Origin of the sequence: Actinoalloteichus sp. AHMU CJ021, from assembly GCF_002895405.1 — a bacterium.
In the GTDB taxonomy this organism is placed as follows: Bacteria; Actinomycetota; Actinomycetes; order Mycobacteriales; family Pseudonocardiaceae; genus Actinoalloteichus_B; species Actinoalloteichus_B caeruleus.
Genome location: NZ_CP025990.1, coordinates 2,565,766 through 2,588,655, shown reverse-complemented (window position 1 = coordinate 2,588,655; position 22,890 = coordinate 2,565,766). Strand labels below are relative to the sequence as shown.

Below are 22,890 nucleotides of genomic sequence, written 5' to 3'. Positions count from 1 at the left end.
GGGCGCGGTACGAGCCAGGAGGCGGGTACCGGGCTCCTCGGAGTGGCCAGCCCCGGCCCCGGGGTGGGGCGGTCGCAGGGGCTCCCCGTCGCGCCAACCGTTTCTGTCGGTGCGTTGCCCGAGACTGCGTGCCGTGGGAGAAATCCGGCGGGCGCGCACCTGTACACAGCCCCGATCGGGGGAGATCCAGACCACTTCCACCCTGTGCATGACCTGGGTACAACTACCCCCAAATCTGTGGATGGATCTGTGGACAACTCGCGCCACCTGTGGACAGAGTGTGGATGAAGAAGATTCATCCACAGTGAAGGAAATTCATCCACCGATCCACCCCCAGGCTGTCCACACCCCCTCATGCCGTGTCAGCAGGGACAACGAGGGTTATCCACACAATCCACAGCCCCTACTACGAGCACTACATTTCTCTCTTGAAGAGAAGAAAAAAGAAAAACAGGGGGTGGGGACAAGTCGCTCCGCCGCGCCCTCAGAAAGCCCGGGAAGGGCAGCCCCGCCGTCGAGGGCTCGGAGCCAGGCTCTACGGTGGTGTCCCGCGCCTCGCCTGCCAGCGGCTCGAGCTCAGAGCGTCGGTCTGGCTCCGAGCGCCAGCAGCATCCGGCCCGACTGTCGACTCCCGTGGTGGACCGCGATCTCCGGCGCACCGGTCATGATCGCAACGGCCCGAAAGGACGCCAGATGAAGATCCGTGTCGAGCGAGACGGTCTCGCAGACGCCGTTGCCTGGGTCGCACGGAGCCTCCCATCCCGCCCACCGGTCCCGGTGCTCGGCGGCGTGCTCCTCGACACCGGCTCCGAGTCCACCTCCGAGCACGACGACGGAGACCAGACCCTGACGGTCTCCGGCTTCGACTACGAGGTGTCCGCGCAGGTCGGCGTGCCGGCGACGGTCGTCACTCCCGGCCGGGCACTGGTCTCGGGCCGGCTCCTCGCCGACATCACGAAGTCGTTGCCCAACCAGCCGGTCGACATCACCATCGACGGTGCACGCGCCACCATCACCTGCGGGAACTCCCGGTTCAGCCTCCCCACCATGCCCGCCGAGGACTACCCCCAGCTGCCCTCGATGCCGGAACTCGCCGGGGCGGTCGCGGGTGACGTGTTCTCGGAGGCCGTCGCCCAGGTCGCGGTGGCCGCCGGCAAGGACGACACCCTGCCGATGCTGACCGGGACGCGCGTCGAGATCGAGGGAGACCGCATCACGCTGGTCGCCACCGACCGCTTCCGGCTCGCCGTCCGCGAGTTCGCCTGGGAGCCCACCAGCGAGGCCTCCAGCGGGACCGCCGTCCTCGTGCCCGCCAGGACCCTGGCCGAGGCCGCCAAGACACTCGGCGGTTCCGGGAGCCGGGTGGAGCTCTCGCTCGCCTCCGGAGACGGTCTGCTCGGTCTGGCCGGCAACGGCCGCCGCACCACCAGCAGGCTGCTCGACGCCGAGTTCCCCAAGTACCGCCAGCTGCTGCCCAGCGAGCACACCGCCAGCGCCGTGCTCGGCGTGGCCCCCCTCGTCGACGCGATCAAGCGCGTCTCGCTGGTCGCCGAGCGTGGTGCCCAGGTTCGGCTCGAGTTCACCGAGTCCAGCCTGCGCCTCTCCGCCGGAGGTGACGACGAGGGCAGCGCCGAGGAGGAGTTGCCGCTCGACTTCCAGGGCGAGCCCCTCACGATCGCCTTCAACCCCGGCTACCTGTTGGACGGCCTGAGCGCCGTGCGCACCGAACGAGCGCACCTCTCCTTCACCGCGTCCAGCCGGCCCGCCCTGATCAAGCCCGTCGGCGAGGAGGGCCAGGTCCTCCCCGGCTACCTGTACCTGCTGATGCCGGTCCGCCTGCCCGGCTGACGCGGTCCCACCGGGCGAGGTCGTCGAGCCGCACGCGGTGACCAGCACCGACGGGGCGACGTAGGACACGTGCCCGCCGGGTGTGCCGTGCCTTTCGTTCGGATTGACCCGAACCGGTCGTGGCGGCGACGATGTCGCCCCAACCGCAGCATCAGGAAACGGGGGAGTACTCGTGCAGCTCGGACTGGTCGGTCTCGGCAAGATGGGCTTCAACATGCGGGAGCGGCTCAGGCGAGCCGGCCACGACGTGGTGGGCTACGACCGCGCCGCCGAGGTCCGCGACGTGGCGAGCCTGGAGGAGCTGGTCGACCAGCTCGAGGCGCCCCGCCTGGTCTGGGTGATGGTCCCCGCCGGCGACCCGACGCGGGAGACCGTCGAGCGGCTCGGTGAGTTGCTCGACGAGGGGGACCTCGTGATCGAGGGCGGCAACTCCCGTTTCAGCGATGACCAGCGGAACGCCGAGATCCTGGCCGAACGCGGCGTCCGGTACGTCGACTGCGGTGTCTCCGGTGGCGTGTGGGGCCTGGAGGAGGGCTACGGCCTGATGGCCGGCGGCGCCGCCGAGGACGTCGAGCGCGCCATGCCCGTGTTCGACGCGCTGCGGCCTGAGGGTCCTCGGGAGGAGGGCTTCGCCCACGCCGGGGGCGTCGGGGCGGGTCACTACGCGAAGATGGTGCACAACGGCATCGAGTACGGCCTGATGCAGGCCTACGCGGAGGGCTTCGAGCTGTTGGCGGCCGCACCCCAGGTGGAGAACGTGCCCGAGGTGCTCCGGGCCTGGACCCGAGGCACCGTCGTGCGGTCGTGGTTGCTCGACCTCATGGTGCAGGCCCTCGAGCGGGACCCCCAGCTGGAGAACCTCCGCGGCTACGTCGAGGACTCCGGTGAGGGCCGCTGGACCATCGAGGAGGCCATCAACAACTCGGTGCCGGCACCGGTGATGTCGGCGGCGCTGTTCGCCCGGTTCGCCTCCCGGCAGGACGACTCCCCGGCGATGCGGGCCGTGGCCGCGCTCAGGCAGCAGTTCGGCGGTCACGCCGTGCACCACGCCGGCCCCACGTCCGGCGCGGGCGACGTGCACGGCCACTGACCCCCGGCCGGCGAACGCCCGGCCACGACACCGAGGAAGCCAGCGCACGGTGCACGTCCGTCACCTCCAGGTCACCGACTTCCGGTCGTGGCCGACCGCGGAACTCACGTTCGGGCGAGGGCCCAACGTGCTCGTCGGGGCCAACGGCCAGGGCAAGACGAACCTGGTCGAGGCGGTCGGCTACCTGGCGACCCTCGGATCGCACCGTGTCTCCGGCGACGCTCCCCTGGTGCGGCACGGCGCGAGCAGCGCGATCGTGCGCGCGACCGTCGTGAACGAGGGACGGCAGCTGACGCTCGACGTCGAGATCACGCCGGGACGGACCAACCGGGCCCGGGTCAACCGGGCGCCGGTGAAGCGCCCCAGGGACATCCTCGGCATCCTGCGCACGGTCTTCTTCGGCCCGGAGGACCTGTCCCTGGTCCGGGGTGACCCGGGGGAACGCCGCCGGTTCCTCGACGAGCTGCTGGCGAGCAGGTCGCCGCGGTTCGCCGGGGTCCGGGCGGACTACGACCGGGTGCTCCGGCAGCGCAGCGCCCTGCTGAAGACGGCGGGCGGACTCCGCCGCGGGCAGCGTGGTCGGTCCGACGACGCCGCGCTGGGGACACTGGAGGTCTGGGACAACCACCTGGCCCGTTTCGGGGGCCAGCTGTTGGCCGGGCGCCTCGATCTCGTCGCCGAGCTCTCCCCGTTGGTGACGGCCGCCTACCACGAACTCGCGCCGGGGGGCGTGGCGACCGTGCGCTACCGGGACACGGCCGGGCCGGACGGCGGGGCGAGGGCCGGGCAGGGGCCCTCGGACCCCGAGTCGCTGGCCGAGGCGCTGCTGGCGGAACTCCGAAGGGTGCGTGATCAGGAACTCGACCGGGGCGTGTGCCTCGTCGGCCCGCACCGGGACGAACTCGAACTCACCATCGGCGACCTCCCCGCGCGCGGGTACGCGAGCCACGGCGAGTCCTGGTCCTTCGCGCTCGCCCTCCGCCTGGCCGCCTACGATCTGCTGCGGGCCGAGGGGAGCGAGCCGGTGCTGGTCCTCGACGACGTCTTCGCCGAACTCGACCAACGGCGGAGGAGCCGGCTGGCCGCCGTGGCGGGGCGGGCCGAGCAGGTGCTGGTCACGGCCGCGGTGGAGGAGGACGTCCCCGCCGAACTGACCGGGGGCCGGTTCGTGGTGCGGGACGGGACGGTACGACGCGGTGACTGAGCGCCGACCGTCGACGAAGGGTGACTCACGACGCGCGCCTGGGGATAAACCTGTGGATTCTGTGGATAACTCGGTGACTCCGGGCGTGGGCCCGGTCACGGGACGGGCGGCAGCGCCGGACGGGGCGAGCGGCGACTCGGCCGCCCTGTCCGGCCCCGACCTGGCCCGCGCCGCGCTCGAAGCCGCTCGTGCGCAGGTCAGAGCGGGTGGTGGCCGCCCAGGAGCGGGGCGGTCCTCCTCGGGGCGTCCTGGACGGCGCAGAGCCCGGCGCCGCGGTTGGTCGGGCGCCCGCCCCGACGAGCGGGACCCGCAGCCCCTGGGGCGGCTGGCGGTCCGGATGGTCGCCGAGCGGGGCTGGGGGGACCAGCTCGCCGGTGGCGCCCTCTTCGGCCGGTGGGACCGGTTGGTCGGCCCGGACATCGCCGAACACGTGCGCCCGGTCACACTGCGAGATGGTGAACTGACCGTCCTGGCCGACTCGACGGCGTGGGCGACCCAGCTCAGACTGCTGCAACGGCAACTGCTCGAACGCATCGCCGGAGCGGTCGGGCAGAACCTCGTCAGGCGGTTGCGGATCCAGGGCCCCTCGGCGCCGAGCTGGCGGTACGGCCCCAAGCACGTCCCCGGCAGGGGGCCCCGGGACACCTACGGCTGACGCCGCCCGCCCCACCAGCCAGTCCTCGCCCGGGCCGCCACGCCGGTCAGCGACCTGCTGGGAGCCGCTCCACCGCGCGGTGGCCCTGGCATCGGCGGGCACCCGACGGCGGGAGAGCCCCAGCCGAAGACTGAGCGGCTGCCAGCGCCATCGAAGAGGATTTTCGGCGGTTCGGACCTGGCCCTGTTCCTCTCGGCCCGCCAGCGGGGCAGCCAGGGGTGTCCTTTGCCCGCTTCTGTGGGGGTTGGGCAGTAGACTCGAAGGGGACCGCGTTCACGGCCTGCCCTCCACGACCGTGTCTTCACGTGGGTCCGGTCCTTTCCAGCCCGCGCCACAGGGACGGCGCGGGGGCCCCGACACGGGGCCAGCATCGTCGGCATGAGGAGAACCCGAGGCTCGTGGCAGCGAACGAGAACGAGTACAACGCGTCATCCATCAGCATCCTTGAGGGCCTCGACGCGGTGCGGAAGCGTCCCGGCATGTACATCGGCTCGACGGGAGAGCGTGGTCTCCACCACCTCATCCAGGAGCTGGTGGACAACTCGGTCGACGAGGCGATGGCCGGCTACGCCAGCAGGGTCGAGGTGACCCTGCTGGCCGACGGTGGAGTCCGCGTCGTCGACGACGGCCGGGGCATCCCGGTCGACATGCACCCCGTCGAGAAGCGCCCGGCGGTCGAGGTCATCCTCACCGTCCTGCACGCCGGCGGGAAGTTCGACAGCAAGTCGTACGCGGTGTCCGGTGGCCTGCACGGTGTCGGCGCCTCCGTCGTCAACGCGCTCTCCCACACCTTCGAGGTGGAGATCCACCGCGACGGCCACGTGTGGCGGCAGCGCTACTCGAAGTCCAAGCCGGTCCACCCCCTGGAGAAGGGGGAGACCACGGACCGCACGGGGACCTCGCAGACCTTCTGGGCTGATCCGGAGATCTTCGAGACCACCACGTACAACGCCGAGACGGTGGCACGGCGCCTCCAGGAGATGGCGTTCCTGAACAAGGGGCTCACCATCGTCCTGCGCGACGAGCGGGTCGACGAACAGGAGCTGGCCGAGGACGCGGAGGGGGAGGCCCCGCAGGCCACCGAGCGCGTCTTCCACTACCCCGGGGGCCTGGAGGACTTCGTCGGGCACATCAACGCCACCCGGGAGGCCGTGCACCGCAAGATCATCTCGTTCGAGGCCCAGGGGGACGGTCTCCAGGTCGAGGTGGCCATGCAGTGGAACAGCGGCTACACCCCCTCCGTGTACACCTTCGCCAACACCATCAACACCCACGAGGGCGGCACGCACGAGGAGGGGTTCCGCGCGGCGCTCACCCGCGTCGTCAACGAGTACGCGCGGGAGAAGCGGCTCCTCAAGGAGAAGGACTCCAACCTGACGGGCGACGACGTCCGCGAGGGCCTGGCGGCCATCGTGTCGATCAAGCTCGCCGAGCCGCAGTTCGAGGGGCAGACCAAGACCAAGCTGGGCAACAGCGAGGCGAAGGGCTTCGTGCAGCGGACCTGCAACGAGCACCTCGCCGACTGGTTCGAGCGTCACCCCACCGAGGCCAAGTCGATCGTGTCGAAGGCGGTGTCCTCCGCCCAGGCGAGGATGGCGGCCCGCAAGGCCCGGGAACTGGTGCGGCGCAAGGGGGCCCTCGACATCGGTGGGCTGCCCGGCAAGCTGAAGGACTGCCGTTCGCGCAACCCCGAGGAGTGCGAGCTCTACATCGTCGAGGGCGACTCGGCGGGGGGCTCCGCCAAGGAGGGGCGGGACTCGCAGTTCCAGGCGATCCTGCCGATCCGCGGCAAGATCATCAACGTGGAGAAGTCCCGACTGGACCGGGTGCTCAAGAACAACGAGGTGCAGAGCCTCATCACCGCGCTCGGCACCGGGATCCACGACGAGTTCGACCTTGGCAAGCTGCGCTACCACAAGATCGTGCTCATGGCGGACGCCGACGTCGACGGCCAGCACATCAGGACCCTGCTGCTCACCCTGCTGTTCCGCTTCATGCGCCCGCTGGTGGAGCACGGCCACGTCTACCTCGCCTCGCCCCCGTTGTACAAGGTGAAGTGGTCCCGCGCCGAGCCCGAGTACGCCTACTCCGACCGGGAGCGGGACGGCCTGATCGAGGCCGGGGTGGCGGCCGGCAAGCGGTACCCCAGGGAGGACGGGGTCCAGCGCTACAAGGGCCTCGGGGAGATGAACGCCGAGGAGCTGTGGGAGACCACGATGGACCCGGCCAACCGCCTGCTCCGCCAGGTCACCCTCGACGACGCGGCCACCGCCGACGAGCTGTTCAGCGTCCTGATGGGCGAGGACGTCGAGGCCCGCCGCTCGTTCATCACGCGCAACGCGAGGGATGTGCGCTTCCTGGACATCTGACCGGTCACCTCCAGGACGGCGGCCCGTCCACCGAACGGCCGCCGCGCACCCCTGAACCCCGCACACGAGAAGGACTGCAATGACCGAGACGACCCTGCCACCGGACGGCGATCGCATCGAGCCGGTCGACATCCAGCAGGAGATGCAGCGCTCCTACATCGACTACGCGATGAGCGTGATCGTCAGCAGGGCGCTGCCCGACGTGCGTGACGGGCTCAAGCCCGTGCACCGGCGGGTGCTCTACGCGATGTACGACGCCGGCTACCGGCCGGACCGGAGCCACGTCAAGTGCTCCCGCATCGTCGGCGACGTGATGGGCAACTACCACCCGCACGGCGACTCCAGCATCTACGACACCCTGGTGCGGCTGGCGCAACGGTGGTCGATGCGGCACCCGTTGGTCGACGGGCAGGGCAACTTCGGTTCCCCGGGCAACGACCCGGCGGCCGCCATGCGCTACACCGAGGCGAAGCTCACGCCGCTGGCGATGCAGATGCTGGCGGACATCGACGAGGACACCGTCGACTTCCGGGACAACTACGACGGCAAGACGCAGGAGCCGGACGTCCTGCCGTCCCGCATCCCCAACCTCCTCGTCAACGGAGGCGGTGGGATCGCGGTCGGCATGGCGACCAACATCCCGCCCCACAACCTGCGTGAGGTCGCCGAGGGCGTCTTCTGGGCGCTGGACAACCCGGACGCCCCCGAGGACGAGACCCTCGCCGCGATGATGAAGCGGATCAAGGGCCCGGACTTCCCGACCAGCGGGTTGATCCTGGGCACCTCCGGCATCGAGGAGGCCTACCGCACCGGTCGGGGTTCCATCCGGACCCGGGCGGTCATCGAGGTCGAGGAGGACGGCAAGGGCCGGACCATCCTCGTCGTGACCGAGCTGCCGTACCAGGTGAACCCGGACAACCTCGTCGAGGGGATCGCCGCCCTCGTCCGGGACGGCAAGCTCACCGGGATCGCCGACATCGCGGACGAGACCAACAGCCGCCGGGGCATGCGCATCGTGATCACGCTCAAGCGGGACGCGGTGGCGAAGGTCGTGCTGAACAACCTCTACAAGCACACCCAGCTCCAGAACTCCTTCGGCGTCAACATGCTCGCCCTGGTCGACGGGGTTCCCCGGACGCTGCGGCTGGACCAGGTCATCCGGCACTACGTCAAGCACCAGATCGAGGTCATCGTCCGGCGGACGCGGTACCGGCTGCGCAAGGCCGAGGAACGCGCCCACATCCTGCGGGGTCTGGTCAAGGCGCTGGACGCGCTCGACGAGGTCATCGCCCTCATCCGGGGCTCCCGGACGGTCGACATCGCGCGTTCCGGCCTGATCGACCTCCTCGACATCGACGAGAGCCAGGCGAACGCGATCCTGGAGATGCAGCTCCGCCGCCTCGCCGCCCTGGAACGCCAGAAGATCACCACCGAACTCGGCGAGATCGAGCGCGAGATCGCCGATCTCGAGGACATCCTCGCCAGGCCGGAGCGCCAGCGCTTCATCATCAAGGACGAGCTCAAGGCGATCGTCGACAAGCACGGCGAGGACCGCAGGACCCGGATCATCCCCTACGAGGGGGAGGTCTCGATCGAGGACCTGATCGCGATCGAGGACGTGGTCGTCACCATCACCCGCACCGGCTACGCGAAGCGGACCCGCACCGACCTCTACCGCGCGCAGAAGCGCGGCGGGAAGGGCGTGCAGGGGGCGGCCCTCAAGCAGGACGACATCGTCGCCCACTTCTTCGTGTGCTCCACCCACGACTGGATCCTGTTCTTCACCAACCAGGGGCGGGTGTACCGCGCCAGGGCCTTCGAACTGCCCGAGGCCAACAGGAACGCGCGCGGTCAGCACGTGGCGAACCTGCTCGCCTTCCAGCCGGACGAGCACATCGCCCAGGTGATGCAGATCAAGGACTACCAGGCGGCCCCCTACCTGGTGCTGGCGACGAAGAAGGGCCTGGTGAAGAAGTCCCGCCTGTCGGACTTCGACTCCAACCGCTCCGGCGGGCTGATCGGCGTCAACCTCCGCGACGACGACGAGCTGGTTGGCGCGGTGCTGTGCGGGCCGGAGGACGACCTCCTCCTCGTCTCGGCGGAGGGGCAGTCCATCCGCTTCCACGCCACCGACGAGGTCCTGCGCCCGATGGGGCGCGCCACCTCGGGCGTGTTGGGCATGCGATTCAACCAGGGGGATGAACTCCTGGCGATGGCCGTCTGCCGCGAGGACAGGTTCCTGCTGGTCGCCACCACCGGTGGTTACGCCAAGCGCACCCCGATCGATGACTACCCCGTGCAGGGACGCGGCGGGAAGGGCGTGCTGACCATCCAGCACGACAAGCGTCGTGGGAGGCTTGTCGGAGCGCTCATCGTCGATCTCGACGACGAGCTCTACGCGATCACGTCGACCGGGGGCGTGATCAGGACCGCCGCCAAGGAGGTCCGCAAGGCAGGCCGTCAGACCAAGGGTGTGCGTCTCATGAACCTGGGTGAGGGCACCACGCTGCTGGCCGTGGCGCGGAACGCCGACGAGGCCGCCGACCCGGACGCCGCGGCGGGTGAGGTCGTCGACGCCGCCATCGAGAACGGGACAGCGGGGAAGGACGAGGGATGAGTTCGCCAGGCAGCCCGGACCAGCGGCAGCCCGCGGAGGGCAGCGGTTCCGAGTCGGAGTCCGCCGGGGACACCACCCCGCAGGCGGTCGGTGGGGAGAAGACGACCTTCATGACCCCGGTGGCGCCGGCGGCGGCCAAGCCGGCCACCGAGGGCGGGTCCGATCTCGCCGAGGGGGCCGACCAGCCGGCCGTCGCTGCCGAGGAACACGTGTCCACACCCCCCTGGCAGCGGTCGACCGCCCAGGCGTCCGCCGGGCAGCAGTCGCCGGGGGCCGGCGCGGGAAACCCTGAACGGCACGCTGGTCAGGGGTACGCTTCCAGCGCGGCGGCGGGGGCGTCGCCCGGGGGAAGCGAGGCGACGACCACCATGACGAAACCTGTGGGAGCCGAACAAAGCGGAGCCGTGGGACGGGCGCCGGTGAACTTCCCGGGGCCAGGAGGTCGGCCGCCGTCCTCCGGTGGTTCCGGTCTGACCGGTCGTCGGCCCGGCCGGGGGCCCCGCCGGGCGAGCCTGCAGGTGAAGCGGGTGGACCCCTGGTCCGTGCTGAAGTTGGCCCTGGTGTTGAGCGTCGCGGCGTTCTTCATCTGGCTGGTCGCGGTTGGCGTGCTCTACGGCGTCCTGGACGGCATGCGCGTCTGGGACTCCCTGAACGGGACCTACAACGACCTGACCGGTGATGCCACCGAGGGTGACCTGATCAGCGCCGGCCGGGTGTTCGGGGTGGCCGCGATCGTGGGCGCCATCAACATCGTGCTGTTCACCGCCTTGGCGACCGTGGGCGCGTTCGTCTACAACGTGTCGGCGGACCTCGCCGGCGGCATCGAGCTGACGCTGTCGGAACGCGACTGACGAGGACACCACGCGACGCCCGGCCGGGTCCCCGGCCGGGCGTCGCGTCGTCTGGTGGGCGTCCGGCGGCGCTCGCGCCCGGGACCCCCTCGGTTCGGCCGCCGCCGTGCCGGGTCTCCGGGGTCGGAACGCGCCGTTCCCCGGCCCACTGGTGTCCGATCCGTGCCTCGCCGGTGTCCGAGGGGCGGGTGGCCGGCCGTCGTCGCCCGGAGCTCGCCGTGCTGGTGCGGCACCGCTGTCGTGGCCGTCGTCGTGCGGCCGAGCCACGCCAGCCGCTGGTCCGCCTCGGTGTGACCGGCGGCTGTTATCGGCCAGTGCCGGCAGTGGAGCGTTCGAGCGGCCGGCCGGGATGGTGCCCTCGGGCGGCTCGGGGGCGTGAACCCGCTGGTCGTGGCCGGTTCGAGGGGGTGGGGGAACACCGTCGATCGTCACCGGGTAGCATGGTCCACACAGCGGATGACGCACGCGACGTCAGACTGGAACTGAAGATCAGACCCGGTTTGGGGAACTGAGACGCGTGCGGTAGTCTTCACTCCGCGTCCGAGGGCCTATAGCTCAGACGGTTAGAGCGCTTCGCTGATAACGAAGAGGTCGCTGGTTCAAGTCCAGCTAGGCCCACTGCCCGATGTTCGTACTTTTCTGATCCCGGTCATCGGTACACAGGACCGGGATCGTGTGCGCCAGACGCTAGGAGGCGACCGAAAGTGAAGAAGTTGCTTGCCCTGGGTGCTGTGGCTGGCGTCGTCCTGCTGCTCGTCCGCAGGAACCGCTCCGCCAAGGCTGAGGCTGACCTCTGGCGTGAGGCTACGGCCCCTGCCGAGAGCTGATCCGAGTGCCGGGGGCTCATCGAGCTCCCGGCTTCTCGTGTGTCCGCCCGCCGCCGGTTCGGATTGGCGGGCTGGACGGCAGGCCAGGCCTCGGAAGGCCTGAGCGGGGTGGTCACCACTGGTGCACCCGGGGGACGTAGCTCAATTGGCAGAGCACCGCCTTTGCAAGGCGGGGGTTAGGGGTTCGATTCCCCTCGTCTCCACCCAGATCAACGATGGCACGCTCCACGTCGTGCCTGGGCCGTTGGGAGAGGGCGGTGGAACCCGAGACGGGTTCCACCGAACCCCTGGTCATCCCCACCGCCCCACCGCCCACCTCATCCGGTGTTCCCGCTGCCTGGCCGGCACCGCGGTCCGACCGGGATGCGCCCCGCCGCGTAGGCACCTGGCGGCACTCCCATCACCCTCCGGAAGTCCGTCGTCAGGTGCGCCTGGTCGTGGTACCCGGTCTCGGCGGCGAGGGTGGCCAGCTGACCCCGCTCGGCGCGCGCCAGGACGGACCGGATGCGGTTGAGCCGGGCGAAGCGTTTCGGTGCGATCCCCACCGCGCTGGTGAAGGCGTCCCGGAGCTGCCGTTCGCTGACGTACAGCTGCCTGGACACCTCGCGCACGCCACCCCGGGGTACCAGGTCGGACAGGGCGGAGGCCGCGGCTTCCGCCAGCTCCGCTCTCGCCAGCACCGAGGAGGTCGGTGGGGCGGACGACAGGCGGCGGGTCGCCGCTTCGGCGAGCCAGCTGAGAGCCGCGTGCCGGAAACCGGCGGGGTCCCGATGTTCCCGTTCCCACCACGTGGCCGGCAGCGAGTCGTCCGGCTCACCCCACAGCTCCCGCAGCGGCACGGCCCGGTCGCCAAGTCCGCGAACCCCGCGTCCCAGCAGTTGCTCCGCCCGTCCGGCCCTGACCCGCATCCGGACGCAGCCGCCCCCGGCCTCGCGCCGGCGGTAGGTGGCCCTCGTCCTCGGCCCCAACACCACGGCACCGCCACCCCCGGACCAGAACAGCAGCGTGACCGAGGTGTCGGGTTCCTCCACCACGGTCGTGCCCCCGGCGTCGGCGACCGCCGCCCGGACGTCCGACAACCACGGGCGCAACACGGCGGGCAACGAGGACGAGAGGTTCCCATCAGGCACGTCCAGGACGGTACGCACGTTGTCCCCGTCCCGGAAGCGGTCCACGGGAGGACCGCCGAAATCTGCAAGTCACCGCTCCGGCCCTCCCAGCATGCTGGCAGGCGTGATTCTGGTTACCGGCGCCACGGGCGCCATCGGCGGCAATGTCCTGCGTCTGCTCGCGGGAGGAGAACACCCCGTCCGCGCACTCTCGAGAACCCCGTCCTCGGTTCCGACCCTGTCCGGGGTGGAGGCGGTCCAAGGGGACTTCACCGATCCGGACTCGTTGCGCCGCGCCCTCGACGGGGTGAGCGCGGTCCTGTTGGTGACCGTGCCCAACCCGCCGACCGTGGCGCACGACGTCGCCCTGCTGGACGCGGCGGTCTCCGCCGGTGTTCGGCGCGTCGTGAAGCTGTCGGCGATCGGGACGGGGGAGTGGTGGAACGGTCAGCTGGTGGGGAGCTGGCACCAGGAGACCGAGGACGCGGTCCGCGGCAGCGGGCTGGACTGGACGGTGCTCCGGCCCTCGACCTTCGCCTCGAACACCCTGGGGTGGGCGCGGTCGATCGCCGTGGACGGTGTCGTGCCCGACCCGGTCGGCGGCGCCAGGCAGGGTGTCATCGACCCGAGGGACGTGGCCGGCGTCGCGGTCGCCGAGCTGGTGGGTGACCACTCCCTCGGGCGGACCCTCACCCTGACCGGTCCCGAGCTGATCAGCGCGGCCGACCAGGCGGAGGTGTTGGGCCGGCTCCTGGGGAGGACGTTGCGCGTGGAGGACCTGCCGTTGCCGGCCATGCGCGGGCGCATGGAGGAGGACGGCTGGGACAGCACGGCGATGGAGCTCGCCGTCGCCGGGACGGGGTGGGCGAGGTCCGGCGGGAACGCCGTGCTCACCCGGACCGTCGAGGAGGTGTTGGGCCGCCCGGCCGCGACCTTCGAGAAGTGGGCGGTGGACCACCTGTCGAGGTTCGGCGGGTGATGTCCGCTCCCGAGGTGTGCTGGTGAGCCCGGGGGCCAGCGCCCGTCGATCCGGGGAGGGCGACGGGCGGGGAGGGTCGGGTTCGACGCCTGGGCGGTGGCGGTCGCCGCCATGCGGGGGCCCGGCCACCGCTCGCCGGACCGGTGCCCGCCCGATCTCCGGCTGGCGGCCCGTTCCATCCAGGAGAAATGCCTTTCACACCTTCGGGGGGTGGTGTTGTCGAACGTCCGGGTGCCTGTGCCGGACGGTGATGTCCGGTTGGAGCAACTTGCCCCGGGAGCCGCGTACGTCTTCTCGACAGGGTGGGGTCATGGTTACGCTCGGCACATGAATGTCCACCCGTGGCGTTCGTCCGGCGGTGCCGGGCCTGGCTTCCTCGAACTCGCCGACGACCCCGTCGGGACGCCACGGCGGCCACCCGAGCACCAGGACCTCCCACGACCGCACCCGGAACGGGGCGGCCTGCGGCTGACTGCGACCGGCGACCGCCTGGTCCGCACCGGGGCGTGGACCGTCCCGGGACGGCTCCAGGTGGCCGCCACCCGCTGCGCGGTGCTGCTGGACATGGCGACCGCCAGGTTCACGGCTCCCGTCGTGCACCTCACGCTGGACCTGCGTGAGGTGCACTGCGTCCTCCTGGTCCCGCCGCACACGGCGGTCCGCACCGACCAGATCCACGCCGTCCGGTTCCGGGTGAGCGACCGGGTCAGCCGGTGCCGGGATCCCGGCCGAACCCTGGTCGTGGGTGGCGTGGCCCGCCACGGCCGGCTCAGGGCGCGGACCGTCGCCGACGGTGCGGGCCGGCTGAGCTGGCGGCACCGTGCGAGATGACCCGGCGGAACCGCGTGGCCCCGGGCGGACCACGCCGGGGACCCGCCCGTGGCGACTGTGAGGTGACGATGTCCGAGGATGGCCCCGCCCCGCCGCACGACCGGCTCGCTCCCCTGCTGTTCGGATTCGCCCTGTCCCGCATCACGGCCGTCGGGCTGCGGTTGGACCTGCCCGGCCTGCTGGGAGACGACGCGAGGAGCACACCGGAGCTCGCGGCGGAGTGCGGTGCCAGCGTCGAGGGGCTCAGCCGACTGCTCAGGGCCCTGGCGGGCATCGGCGTGCTGGAACGGGAGGGGGAGGAGCTCTTCCGCCTCACCTCGCTGGGGCGGTCGCTGCGCGACGACGTCCCCGGGGCCGTGGGCGCCGTGCTGTCGACGTACGCCGAACCGGGCCGGTGGGCGGCCTGGGGTGGGCTGGAGGCGGCGGTGCGGACGGGAACACCGGTGGCACGGCCCGCACCGAACGGGGAGCCTCCCCACGACGCCGGGGCAGCCCCCGAGCGGTTCGCGTTCCGGCCCGGGGCACGAGCGGTGGCGGAGGCCCAGGCCAGGGCACTGGTGGACGGGTACGACTTCTCCCGCTACCGCCACCTGGTGGACCTCGGCGGGGGAGACGGCACCCTGCTCGCCCAGGTGCTGCGCCAGCACCCCGACTGCCGGGCGACCGTCCTCGCCGCCGAACCGGGCCTGTCGGCGGCCCTGGGGGTGCTGGATGAGGCCGGGGTCGGCGAGCGGTGCGTCGCCGAGGAGGGCGACTGCTTCGCGGTCGTGCCCAGGGGCGGGGACGGCTACCTGCTGAGCAACCTGCTGCGCGGCTGGTCGGACGAGGAGGCGCTGGTGGTCCTGCGGCGCTGCCGGGCGGCGGTGAAGCCGGGCGGGGCGTCCCTCCTCGTCGTGACGGGCCTCGTACCGGAGTGGGACGACGACCACAGCCCCGAGGCCGCCCTGCTGAGCGCGCTCGACGACATGGAGATGATGGTGACCGGCGGGGGCCGTGAACGGCGGTCGCGCGAGTACCAGGACCTCTTCGGCGCCGCCGGACTGCGCCTGGACCGTGTCGTCACCGTGCCGGGTCAGGTGAACCTGCACGTGCTGGAGGCCAGCGCGGTGTGAGGGGAGGGGCGCGGGCCCGGGTGATCAGCACGTGGTTGACTGAACCCGCTATGAGACGTCCCGCCACCGCAGCCGCTCTCGCCGCCGTCGCCCTGCTGGCGGCGTGCTCCACGGAGCAGCCGGAGGACATGGCCACCACGCCACCCGCCGTGACCTCCTACGTCAGCCCGAGTGAGGTTCCACCGCCGCCGGTCGAGCCGGTCGTGGACGGTGACTGCCCCTACCTGGCCACCGCGAGCGTCGAGGACGTCAACGGTCAGCGCGTCGCGTCCGTCCGGCTGGGCGATGACGAGCCGCACCCGTCCTGCTTCTTCTACCGGGCGGACGGGCGGGAGCAGTTCCGGATCCGGGTCTTCGTCGGCGAGCCGTGGACCGCGAAGGCACTGGTCGACCAGGAGGCGCCGGTGGCGGACTCCCAGAGCGCCGACCTGCCGGGCGGCTGGACCGGCGGGCTGGCCAGCGGCACCGACGGCGGCGTCTTCGCCGTCTACCACCCGGAGAAGGGGGCGGCCGTGGTGGCGAGGACCAACCAGCAGCAGAGCTTCCCCGCCAGGGCGATGGTCGAGGAGGCCATCGGCGGCCTCGGCCTCTGACACCGGCCGGGACGCCGACGGCCTCCCCGCAGCACCTGGCGGGCGGCCTCAGCGCTTCCGGCTGTGCTCGCCCGTGTCGGAGTTCGCGCTCTCACCGCTCCCGTTGCGGGAGGCGTCGGTCACCCCGTTGGCCAAGGGGTCACCCTGCCGCTTCCGGTCGGACTCGGCCTCGGAGTGTTCGGGGCTGAGGTCCGCCTCGGCGAGGAACAGCTCCTCCTCCTGGCGCTTCGACGCCGCCACCGCCGCGGCACCCGCCGCCACGAGCGCCGCCAACACCCAGGGCCACCGGCGTCGGCGCGGGCGGTTCTGCTTCGCCAGCTCGGCCCGCGCCTCCTTGGCCGCCTTCCTCAGCTGCTTCTGTGCCTTCGCCCGCTGCTTCACCAGCTTCTTCTTCCTCCTGTCCAGGCCCTTCCGAGCGTTCTTGGCGTTCTCGTCGATCAGTTCGGCGAGTTGGCCGGGAGCCAGCCCCCGCCGGGCGAGCCCGTCCTCGGCCCGCCGGGCGGCGTCCCGGGAGGCTCGCGCCCCCGAGCGACCCGCTCGCTGAGCGCCCTCCCGCACCGTCCTGATCCCGGTACCGACCGCCCGGCCCATTGACTCGCCGGCCGTCGCCATCGCCTTCACCTCGTCCAACGTTCCCTCCCCAACGTCCGTGACCGATGCCGTGGAATCCGGCTGGCCCCCGTCTGTGGAGATCAGCGCGGTACGGACAGCACTGTCGTCCAGGGGTTGCCCCGATCCTGCCGCTTCTATGCCTGGTTCGCTCGGATGGCACGATGGACCAGTGGTAGACAGCAAGGAATCACTCGTCGGGAAGGTGGTGACGGCCGTCCTGCACACCTCGCAGGGCGACATCCGTCTCGCCCTTTACCCGGACAAGGCCCCGAAAACCGTGCGGAACTTCGTGGGGCTCGCCACGGGTACGGCCGAGTACTCGGAGCCGAACGCGCGGGGAGAGCGGTCCGGCCCGTTCTACGACGGCGTCATCTTCCACCGGGTCATCAACGGATTCATGATCCAGACGGGTGACCCGACCGGGACCGGCCGCGGCGGCCCCGGATACCGGTTCCAGGACGAGTTCCACCCGGAGCTCCAGTTCAACCGGCCCTACCTGCTCGCGATGGCGAACTCCGGCCCCGGCACCAACGGCTCGCAGTTCTTCATCACTGTGGTGCCCACCACGCACCTGAACTTCAAGCACACCATCTTCGGCCAGGTCGCCGACCAGGAGTCGCGCAACGTCGTCGACGCCATCGCGGGTACCGCGACGGCGGCACACGACCGCCCGGTCACCGACGTGGTCATCGACCAGGTGACGGTCGAGGTCTCCGACCCCGAGTAGGGCGCCCTTCGCCGGGCGGCCCAGCGCCGCCGGTCGTGTCCGATCAGCCGAGCCGTCAGAAGCGGGGGCCACGCCATGACCGTGCCATCGGAACCGTCGCACGAGACCGGGGACACCACCCCACGCCCACCGGGCTGCTTCCGGCACCCGGACCGGGAGACGTGGCTGCGCTGCACCCGCTGCGAGCGCCCGGCCTGCCCGGACTGCCTGCGGGAGGCGGCCGTCGGCTCGCAGTGCGTGGAGTGCGTGAGCGCGGGGCAACGCGACGTGCGGCGCCCGGTGACGGTGGCCGGAGCCAGGGTGGCCACCAAACCAGTGGTCGTCCCGGTCCTGCTGGCCATCAACGTGCTCGTCTTCGTGGCGACCGCGATCCTGGCGCGGGACCCGATGAACAACGCCAACTCGGAGCTCTTCGCCCAGTGGTCGCTCTGGCCGCCCCAGGTGGCCGCCGGCGAGTGGTGGCGCCTGCTCACCGCGGGGTTCCTGCACATCGGTCCGTTCCACCTGCTCGTCAACATGTACGCGCTGTGGATCCTGGGGCGTGACCTGGAGTCGCTGCTCGGCCGTCTCCGGTTCGTCGCCGTCTACCTGGTCTCGCTGTTCGGCGGCAGCATCGCCGTGTTCCTGCTCGGCAGCATGCAGACCAGCGTCGCCGGCGCCTCCGGCGCGGTCTTCGGACTGATGGGCGGCGTCGCCGTCGCGGCGCTGCGGCTCAAGGTCAACCCCAGGCAGGCCCTGCTGCTCATCGGCATCAACCTCGTGATCAGCGTGCTGATCCCGGGTATCTCCCTGCTCGGGCACCTCGGCGGACTGCTCGTCGGCTCGCTGGCCACGGCGGGCATGGTCTTCGCTCCCCGGGAGAGGCGAACGGCCGTCCAGGTCGGCACCATCGTCGGGATCCTCGTGCTGCTCGCGGTGGCGTTCCTGTTGCGGGACGCCCAGCTCGGCCCCTGGGGATGCGCGGCCGACGGCACCTGGTGCGTGCCGTTGACGCTCTGAGCGGACCGTCCCTCCCGGCCGGTCGATGACCCGTCGTGACGTCGACCCGCTCCACCGGGGTGGCGCGGCCGATCGGATCGGGGAGCGACCGGTCGGGGCTGTGGACAACTGACCCGCTCCGACCGGCCGCTTGTGCCTCGGGGCGCAAAGTTATCCACAGGAGTTGTCCCCAGTGGGGATTACTTACATCCGTGTACTTCGGTGACCCGGGGTGAGTGATTCGGGGCCGAACAGCGAACGACCCGAACGCGATGACACGTCCGGGTCGGGGGAAGGAACTCGTTCAGGGGCGGTCAACGCCACCGCATCGTCATCAGCAGGCCGGTGATCATCAACGCGAAGCCGACGAGGAAGTTCCAGGAACCCAACTCCGCCATCAGCGGAATCCGGTCACCGGCGATGTAGTTCACGATCAGCCACAGCAGCCCGAGCACCATCACCCCGAGCATCACCGCGACGTACAGCGGGTGCGAGGGGCCGATCGCCTTCGCCTTCACTGGAGTACGTTTGTCCGGCGGCGGGGTGTAGACATCCTTCTTGCGGACCTTGGACTTCGGCATGGTGTCCTCGCCTGCGTTGGCCGGTGTTCGACGACGTCTGATCGTTGACGACGGGACGACCGCGTTTCGCGGGGTGGCCGACCCGACACAACGACCACGTTAACGTAGTGGAAGACCGCCGCGAAGGACAGGTGTGAGCCCCACAGCACGTCGCCCACGGCCGAAGGGAGCCAGGTGATCCCGCCCGCTCCCCGGCCGCCCTGGGCGCGGCGCGCCGGGCTCGTGCGGTCGTCCCGTGCCTCCTCACGGATCCGGGTGGCACGCCCGCGCACCGGGTCGATCCCCACCCGGGTGCGCACCGGGGGCCGGGAAGTCACCGCGCCCGGTGAGGTGACCACTACCCTGTCAGAGCGCGCACGCCGCGGCCGCCCGTCCCCACCGACGTACCGACGCCGTGGCGCGCGCCGTCGGGGACGCACGAGCTGCGAGGTTCGTCCCGGAACGAGCCAGCCGCCCTCGGCGCCGTTCCGGCGTCAGAGGCATGCCCGCCGACCCCCGGGTCGGCGGACCCGAGCCAGGAGGTTGCGTGGTGAATGAGTTCCCGCCGACGGGGGACCAGTTCGGTGCTCGTCCCGGATCTCGTCATCAACCGCCGCCCCATCCCCGTCGGCACGCACGGTCGGAGGAACCCCGAGCGGAGGGGTTCCCCGAGGACGAGGAGCACTGGCCCGTCGCGGACCGGCAACCGGCCGAACCCCCCCACCCACCACGGCAGGCCCCGCACGAGGGACCGTCCCGTCCCGAGCGGCACCGCTACCGCGAACCGGACGAAGGGGCGGGCGGCCGAGCCGCCCCGCGCACCGGCCCCCTGACCCGCCGGCCTCCGGCAGGGCAGGAGGGCGCCCCGCAACGCACCCGCGCCCAACGGCGTCGGGACGGCGACCTCGATCCGCCCAGCTGGCCCGGCGCGGGCCAGAACCACCCGGTCGAGAACCCCCCACCGGGCTACTCCCCTCCGGGGCACACCGGCGAGGGCAGGCGCAGGCGACGGGCACCCGAACCCCCCGCCCCGACCGCGCACGAGACCCCACCGCCCGGTGAGGGCCGTCCCCCGCGTCGCCGCGCCGCCCCACCACCACCCCACCCCGCCGGAGCGGTGCCCGGTGGGACCCCGCGGCCGAGGGAACAGGACCCGCACCTCGCCTCCGAGACCTCGTGGCCCGGCGGCGAGACCCCGCCGACCGTGCGCGGTCGACTGCCAGGTGCCGAACCCACGACGGCCACCCCGTTCCCCGAAGGGGAGCCCCACCCGGCCCGTCCCCAGGCGGGGAGCCTGAACGCCCGACTCGACCCGGGACCCCACACCCCACCGCCCCCTGGCGCCCCGGCCGAACCCGGCGCCACCCAGCAGCTGCCCCCCGTCGGCGGTCGTCGTCGGCGGGTCGGCCCCCCCGTCCCCCCCGGCGGGGCGAGGCCCGCCCACGCCCCGGCAGCGGTGCCACCCGAGGAGCTCGACCAACCCACCGAGCTCATCCCCCCGGTCCCCGACCGCCCGGGCCGCCACGACACCGACGCCGAGCAGCGCGGGACGACGGTCGACGAGCACCCGGACCACGACGAGGAGCCGGACGACGAGCCGAACGCCGGGCGCGCCGAGGGGGCGGCGGACGTCGGGAAGCCACCGCGCCGGCGGGAGGGCGCCGGGCGGGTGGTCGCCCGGTCCGTCGGTGAGCTGATGCTCACCGCCGGCATGGTCGTCCTGCTGTTCGTCGTCTACGAGGTCTTCGTCACCGACTGGTTCGCCGCGCGGAACCGCGCGCAGGCGGAGGTGGAGTTGCAGGAGCGTTGGGCCGCGGGGGAGAACGAACGCGGGGAGGCGGTGTCCGTCCTCGAGGGCGACACCTTCGCGCAACTGTTCATCCCGTCGTTCGGCCCCGACTACCACATGCCGATCGTCGAGGGCACCTCCGACAGCCACCTCCAGATCGGGGTCGGGCACTACGTCAACACCGCCATGCCCGGCGAGGTCGGGAACTTCTCGATCGCCGGTCACCGCGACGGCTGGGGTTCCCCCTTCAACAACCTCGACCGGCTGCGCAGCTGCGACTCCCTCGTCATCGAGGACCGGGACAACTGGTACGTCTACCGGGTGCTCCCGATGGAGGACGAACTCGCCGACTGGGAAGCCACCCGCGCCGAGCGCCCGGAGTGCGTCGACGTGCCCTCCCTCCTCCAACCGGACGTGGAGGGCGGTGGCATCTACGGCGGCGTGGTGGGGCGGCACATCGTCGACCCCAGCCAGGGGGAGGTCATCCTCCCGGTGCCCAGCAACCGGGAAGCGGACATCACCGTCCCCGAGGCACGGCCGCTCATCACCCTGACCACCTGTCACCCGAGGTACTCCGACCGCCAGCGGATGATCATCCACGGGCTGTTGACCGCGCAGTACCCCAAGGAAGGCGAGGGCGCCGGCCCTCCGCCCGAGCTGTCCCAGTCCTAGGAGGCATCGGTGTACGGCTGGATCTGGCGGCACCTGCCCGGGCCCTTCGCGGTCCGGTTGGTGTTGGCGCTCGTCCTCGTGGCTGGCGTCTCCGCGCTGCTGCTCTTCGTCGTGTTCCCGTGGGTGGAGCCCCAGCTCCCGTGGAACAACGTCGACGTCCCCTCGGACGGCAACACGGTGGGTTGAGCCGCGTGGGTGGACGACTGGGCTAGCCTGTCCACGTGCGCGTTCTCGTCGTCGACAACTACGACAGCTTCGTCTACAACCTGGTCCAGTACCTGGCGCAGCTCGACGTCGACTGCGTCGTGCGCCGGAACGACGAGGTCGAGTGGTCGGACCTCACCCGCGTGGACGGCGTGCTGCTCAGCCCGGGCCCCGGGACCCCGGAGCGGGCCGGGGTCAGCATGGAGGTCGTCCGCCGCGCGGCGGACGCCCGGCTCCCCCTGCTCGGCGTGTGCCTCGGCCACCAGGCGATCGGCGCGGTGTGGGGTGCCGTCATCGAACGCGCTCCGGAACTGCTGCACGGGAAGACGAGCGAGGTCCACCACGAGGGCCTCGGTGTGCTCGCCGGCCTCCCCCGGCCCTTCACCGCCACCCGCTACCACTCCCTGACGGTCCGTCCGAGCACGGTGCCAGCCGAGTTCGAGGTCACCGGACGCACCGGGAGCGGGGTCGTCATGGCCATGCGCCACCGCGAGCTGCCCGTGGAAGGTGTCCAGTTCCACCCCGAGTCGGTGCTCACCGACGGTGGCCACCGGATGCTCGCGAACTGGCTCCGCCACTGCGGCCACCAGGTGCCGGAGGGCACCGTGCTCGAACTCGAACGGGGCATGCGCGCGGTCGCTCTCGCGGCCAGGACGTGAGGCGCGCCGCGCACCCCTCCGCTTCCGGTGTGGCCGGTCCGCCTCGTCGAGTGGGAGCGACCAGCGTGGCACCGGTGCCACGCTGACGGCCGGGGCGGGCCTCGAACCGCGTACCAGTCGATCCCCGGCACGGGTCCCGCACGACGCCCGCTCAACCCGGAGGGGTGTCCGGGGCGGGAGCGCCCTCCGGGCGCGGCCGGGGGAACGCCGCCGCCCTGCGCTGCCGGATGGTGGTGGCGATGGAGAACCTGATCGCGTCGGCCAGCTCGCGGGCCGCGTTCGGGGTCAGACCCACCCGGCTCCCCGCGGGCGAGGTGAGCCGCACCTGCACCGCGTCCGCCTCCACGGTGAACAACTCCTCCGCGCCCCAGGCATCCCAGCAGGTCACGTCGGCGTGAAAGCGACCGTCGTACTTGACCATCCCAGACACCTCCACCTCCTCGGCACCCACGGCACCTCGTGCCGGGGATCCAGCGTCACCGCCTACGCCGATGAACGCAACGTGGAGTCAGTCAGCCGAGGGGGACCCGCCCGGCCGGGGGAGGGAGCGGGCCGGGCAGCGACGCGATCGGGGCACCGATATCGCGGACGGTGACGAATCGTC

21 protein-coding genes and 2 tRNA genes are annotated in these 22,890 nt (G+C 71.6%); 19 read left to right on the top strand and 4 right to left on the bottom strand.

From position 1 onward, the window contains the following. Nucleotides 1-693 precede the first annotated feature (693 nt). The 10 genes from dnaN to C1701_RS10900 all read left to right on the top strand — a co-directional run bounded on the left by dnaN (nt 694) and on the right by C1701_RS10900 (nt 11,664). Entirely contained in the window at nt 694-1,848 is a 1,155-nt protein-coding gene (dnaN, locus tag C1701_RS10945) for a DNA polymerase III subunit beta (RefSeq protein WP_026417852.1), read from the top strand. Between the two features lie 172 nt (nt 1,849-2,020). Continuing rightward, nucleotides 2,021-2,938 carry a phosphogluconate dehydrogenase (NAD(+)-dependent, decarboxylating) gene (gnd, locus tag C1701_RS10935; protein ID WP_026417851.1) on the top strand — a complete coding sequence of 306 codons (918 nt, stop codon included), beginning with the start codon at nt 2,021-2,023 and terminating at the stop codon, nt 2,936-2,938. Nucleotides 2,939-2,987: 49 nt separating this feature from the next. Then, complete coding sequence (recF, locus tag C1701_RS10930) at nt 2,988-4,142, top strand: DNA replication/repair protein RecF (RefSeq protein ID WP_030106355.1); 1,155 nt, start codon at nt 2,988-2,990, stop codon at nt 4,140-4,142. A 61-nt stretch (nt 4,143-4,203) separates the two neighbouring features. Then, entirely contained in the window at nt 4,204-4,797 is a 594-nt protein-coding gene (locus tag C1701_RS10925; RefSeq protein ID WP_372493017.1) for a DciA family protein, read from the top strand. 398 nt (nt 4,798-5,195) lie between these two features. Beyond that, nucleotides 5,196-7,166, top strand: a complete 1,971-nt coding sequence (gene gyrB, locus C1701_RS10920) for a DNA topoisomerase (ATP-hydrolyzing) subunit B (protein ID WP_026417848.1) — start codon at nt 5,196-5,198, stop codon at nt 7,164-7,166. A 79-nt stretch (nt 7,167-7,245) separates the two neighbouring features. Continuing rightward, nucleotides 7,246-9,783 carry a DNA gyrase subunit A gene (gene gyrA / locus C1701_RS10915; protein ID WP_026417847.1) on the top strand — a complete coding sequence of 846 codons (2,538 nt, stop codon included), beginning with the start codon at nt 7,246-7,248 and terminating at the stop codon, nt 9,781-9,783. Next, entirely contained in the window at nt 9,780-10,634 is an 855-nt protein-coding gene (locus tag C1701_RS10910; RefSeq protein ID WP_245588707.1) for a DUF3566 domain-containing protein, read from the top strand. Before gyrA ends, C1701_RS10910 begins: the two co-directional genes overlap by 4 nt. A 544-nt stretch (nt 10,635-11,178) precedes the next feature. Then, nucleotides 11,179-11,252 (top strand) — tRNA-Ile (locus C1701_RS10905). An 86-nt stretch (nt 11,253-11,338) separates the two neighbouring features. Next, the gene (locus C1701_RS27310) at nt 11,339-11,461 is read left to right on the top strand and encodes a DLW-39 family protein (RefSeq protein WP_211215418.1); all 123 of its coding nucleotides are present in this window, start codon (nt 11,339-11,341) and stop codon (nt 11,459-11,461) included. A 130-nt stretch (nt 11,462-11,591) separates the two neighbouring features. Beyond that, nucleotides 11,592-11,664, top strand: a tRNA-Ala gene (locus C1701_RS10900). Between the two features lie 114 nt (nt 11,665-11,778). On the opposite strand, the gene C1701_RS10895 is transcribed toward C1701_RS10900, so the two are convergent. Next, nucleotides 11,779-12,591 (bottom strand): helix-turn-helix transcriptional regulator, encoded by an 813-nt coding sequence (locus C1701_RS10895; RefSeq protein ID WP_337662225.1) that lies wholly within the window; start codon nt 12,589-12,591, stop codon nt 11,779-11,781. Between the two features lie 103 nt (nt 12,592-12,694). Here C1701_RS10895 and C1701_RS10890 point away from each other — a divergent pair, with 103 nt between their 5' ends. The 4 genes from C1701_RS10890 (at nt 12,695) to C1701_RS10875 (ending at nt 16,085) form a co-directional block, all read left to right on the top strand. Next, nucleotides 12,695-13,549, top strand: a complete 855-nt coding sequence (locus C1701_RS10890; RefSeq protein WP_026417846.1) for an NAD(P)H-binding protein — start codon at nt 12,695-12,697, stop codon at nt 13,547-13,549. A 327-nt stretch (nt 13,550-13,876) separates the two neighbouring features. Further along, a complete protein-coding gene (locus C1701_RS10885; RefSeq protein WP_103055877.1) occupies nt 13,877-14,380 on the top strand; it encodes a hypothetical protein in 504 nt (167 codons plus the stop codon). A gap of 68 nt (nt 14,381-14,448) precedes the next feature. Further along, the gene (locus C1701_RS10880) at nt 14,449-15,492 is read left to right on the top strand and encodes a methyltransferase (RefSeq protein ID WP_337662224.1); all 1,044 of its coding nucleotides are present in this window, start codon (nt 14,449-14,451) and stop codon (nt 15,490-15,492) included. A gap of 50 nt (nt 15,493-15,542) precedes the next feature. Then, nucleotides 15,543-16,085: a DUF2020 domain-containing protein gene (locus C1701_RS10875; RefSeq protein WP_026417844.1), complete on the top strand. Its 543-nt coding sequence runs from the start codon at nt 15,543-15,545 to the stop codon at nt 16,083-16,085. Nucleotides 16,086-16,133: 48 nt separating this feature from the next. Here the strand turns inward: C1701_RS10875 and C1701_RS10870 are convergent, their stop codons facing one another. Continuing rightward, entirely contained in the window at nt 16,134-16,706 is a 573-nt protein-coding gene (locus C1701_RS10870) for a hypothetical protein (RefSeq protein ID WP_443098160.1), read from the bottom strand. 160 nt (nt 16,707-16,866) lie between these two features. Here C1701_RS10870 and C1701_RS10865 point away from each other — a divergent pair, with 160 nt between their 5' ends. Together C1701_RS10865 and C1701_RS10860 are read left to right on the top strand one after the other, a co-directional pair. Then, complete coding sequence (locus C1701_RS10865; protein ID WP_026417843.1) at nt 16,867-17,424, top strand: peptidylprolyl isomerase; 558 nt, start codon at nt 16,867-16,869, stop codon at nt 17,422-17,424. A gap of 75 nt (nt 17,425-17,499) precedes the next feature. Next, the gene (locus C1701_RS10860; RefSeq protein ID WP_026417842.1) at nt 17,500-18,423 is read left to right on the top strand and encodes a rhomboid family intramembrane serine protease; all 924 of its coding nucleotides are present in this window, start codon (nt 17,500-17,502) and stop codon (nt 18,421-18,423) included. 293 nt (nt 18,424-18,716) lie between these two features. Here the strand turns inward: C1701_RS10860 and crgA are convergent, their stop codons facing one another. Further along, nucleotides 18,717-18,983: a cell division protein CrgA gene (crgA, locus tag C1701_RS10855; RefSeq protein ID WP_026417841.1), complete on the bottom strand. Its 267-nt coding sequence runs from the start codon at nt 18,981-18,983 to the stop codon at nt 18,717-18,719. 1,435 nt (nt 18,984-20,418) lie between these two features. Here crgA and C1701_RS10845 point away from each other — a divergent pair. Genes C1701_RS10845 through C1701_RS10840 form a run of 3 tightly spaced genes read left to right on the top strand, consistent with a single transcriptional unit; the run spans nt 20,419 to nt 22,286 of the window. Then, nucleotides 20,419-21,423: a class E sortase gene (locus C1701_RS10845; protein WP_245588706.1), complete on the top strand. Its 1,005-nt coding sequence runs from the start codon at nt 20,419-20,421 to the stop codon at nt 21,421-21,423. A gap of 9 nt (nt 21,424-21,432) precedes the next feature. Further along, nucleotides 21,433-21,609, top strand: coding sequence for a hypothetical protein (locus C1701_RS27305; RefSeq protein ID WP_169731678.1), 177 nt, complete (start codon nt 21,433-21,435; stop codon nt 21,607-21,609). Nucleotides 21,610-21,644: 35 nt separating this feature from the next. Further along, on the top strand, nt 21,645-22,286 hold the full coding sequence (locus C1701_RS10840; protein WP_026417839.1) for an aminodeoxychorismate/anthranilate synthase component II: 642 nt from the start codon (nt 21,645-21,647) through the stop codon (nt 22,284-22,286). Between the two features lie 151 nt (nt 22,287-22,437). On the opposite strand, the gene C1701_RS10835 is transcribed toward C1701_RS10840, so the two are convergent. Then, nucleotides 22,438-22,716: a hypothetical protein gene (locus C1701_RS10835; protein WP_155886047.1), complete on the bottom strand. Its 279-nt coding sequence runs from the start codon at nt 22,714-22,716 to the stop codon at nt 22,438-22,440. Between the last annotated feature and the right edge of the window lie 174 nt (nt 22,717-22,890).

Coding starts and splice junctions, on each gene's coding strand:
- C1701_RS10880 (WP_337662224.1), top strand. CDS start 14,449: ATGTCCGAGGATGGCCCCGCCCCGCCGCACGACCGGCTCGCTCCCCTG.
- dnaN (WP_026417852.1), top strand. CDS start 694: ATGAAGATCCGTGTCGAGCGAGACGGTCTCGCAGACGCCGTTGCCTGG.
- C1701_RS10910 (WP_245588707.1), top strand. CDS start 9,780: ATGAGTTCGCCAGGCAGCCCGGACCAGCGGCAGCCCGCGGAGGGCAGC.
- C1701_RS10875 (WP_026417844.1), top strand. CDS start 15,543: ATGAGACGTCCCGCCACCGCAGCCGCTCTCGCCGCCGTCGCCCTGCTG.
- C1701_RS10860 (WP_026417842.1), top strand. CDS start 17,500: ATGACCGTGCCATCGGAACCGTCGCACGAGACCGGGGACACCACCCCA.
- crgA (WP_026417841.1), bottom strand. CDS start 18,983: ATGCCGAAGTCCAAGGTCCGCAAGAAGGATGTCTACACCCCGCCGCCG.
- gyrA (WP_026417847.1), top strand. CDS start 7,246: ATGACCGAGACGACCCTGCCACCGGACGGCGATCGCATCGAGCCGGTC.
- C1701_RS10885 (WP_103055877.1), top strand. CDS start 13,877: ATGAATGTCCACCCGTGGCGTTCGTCCGGCGGTGCCGGGCCTGGCTTC.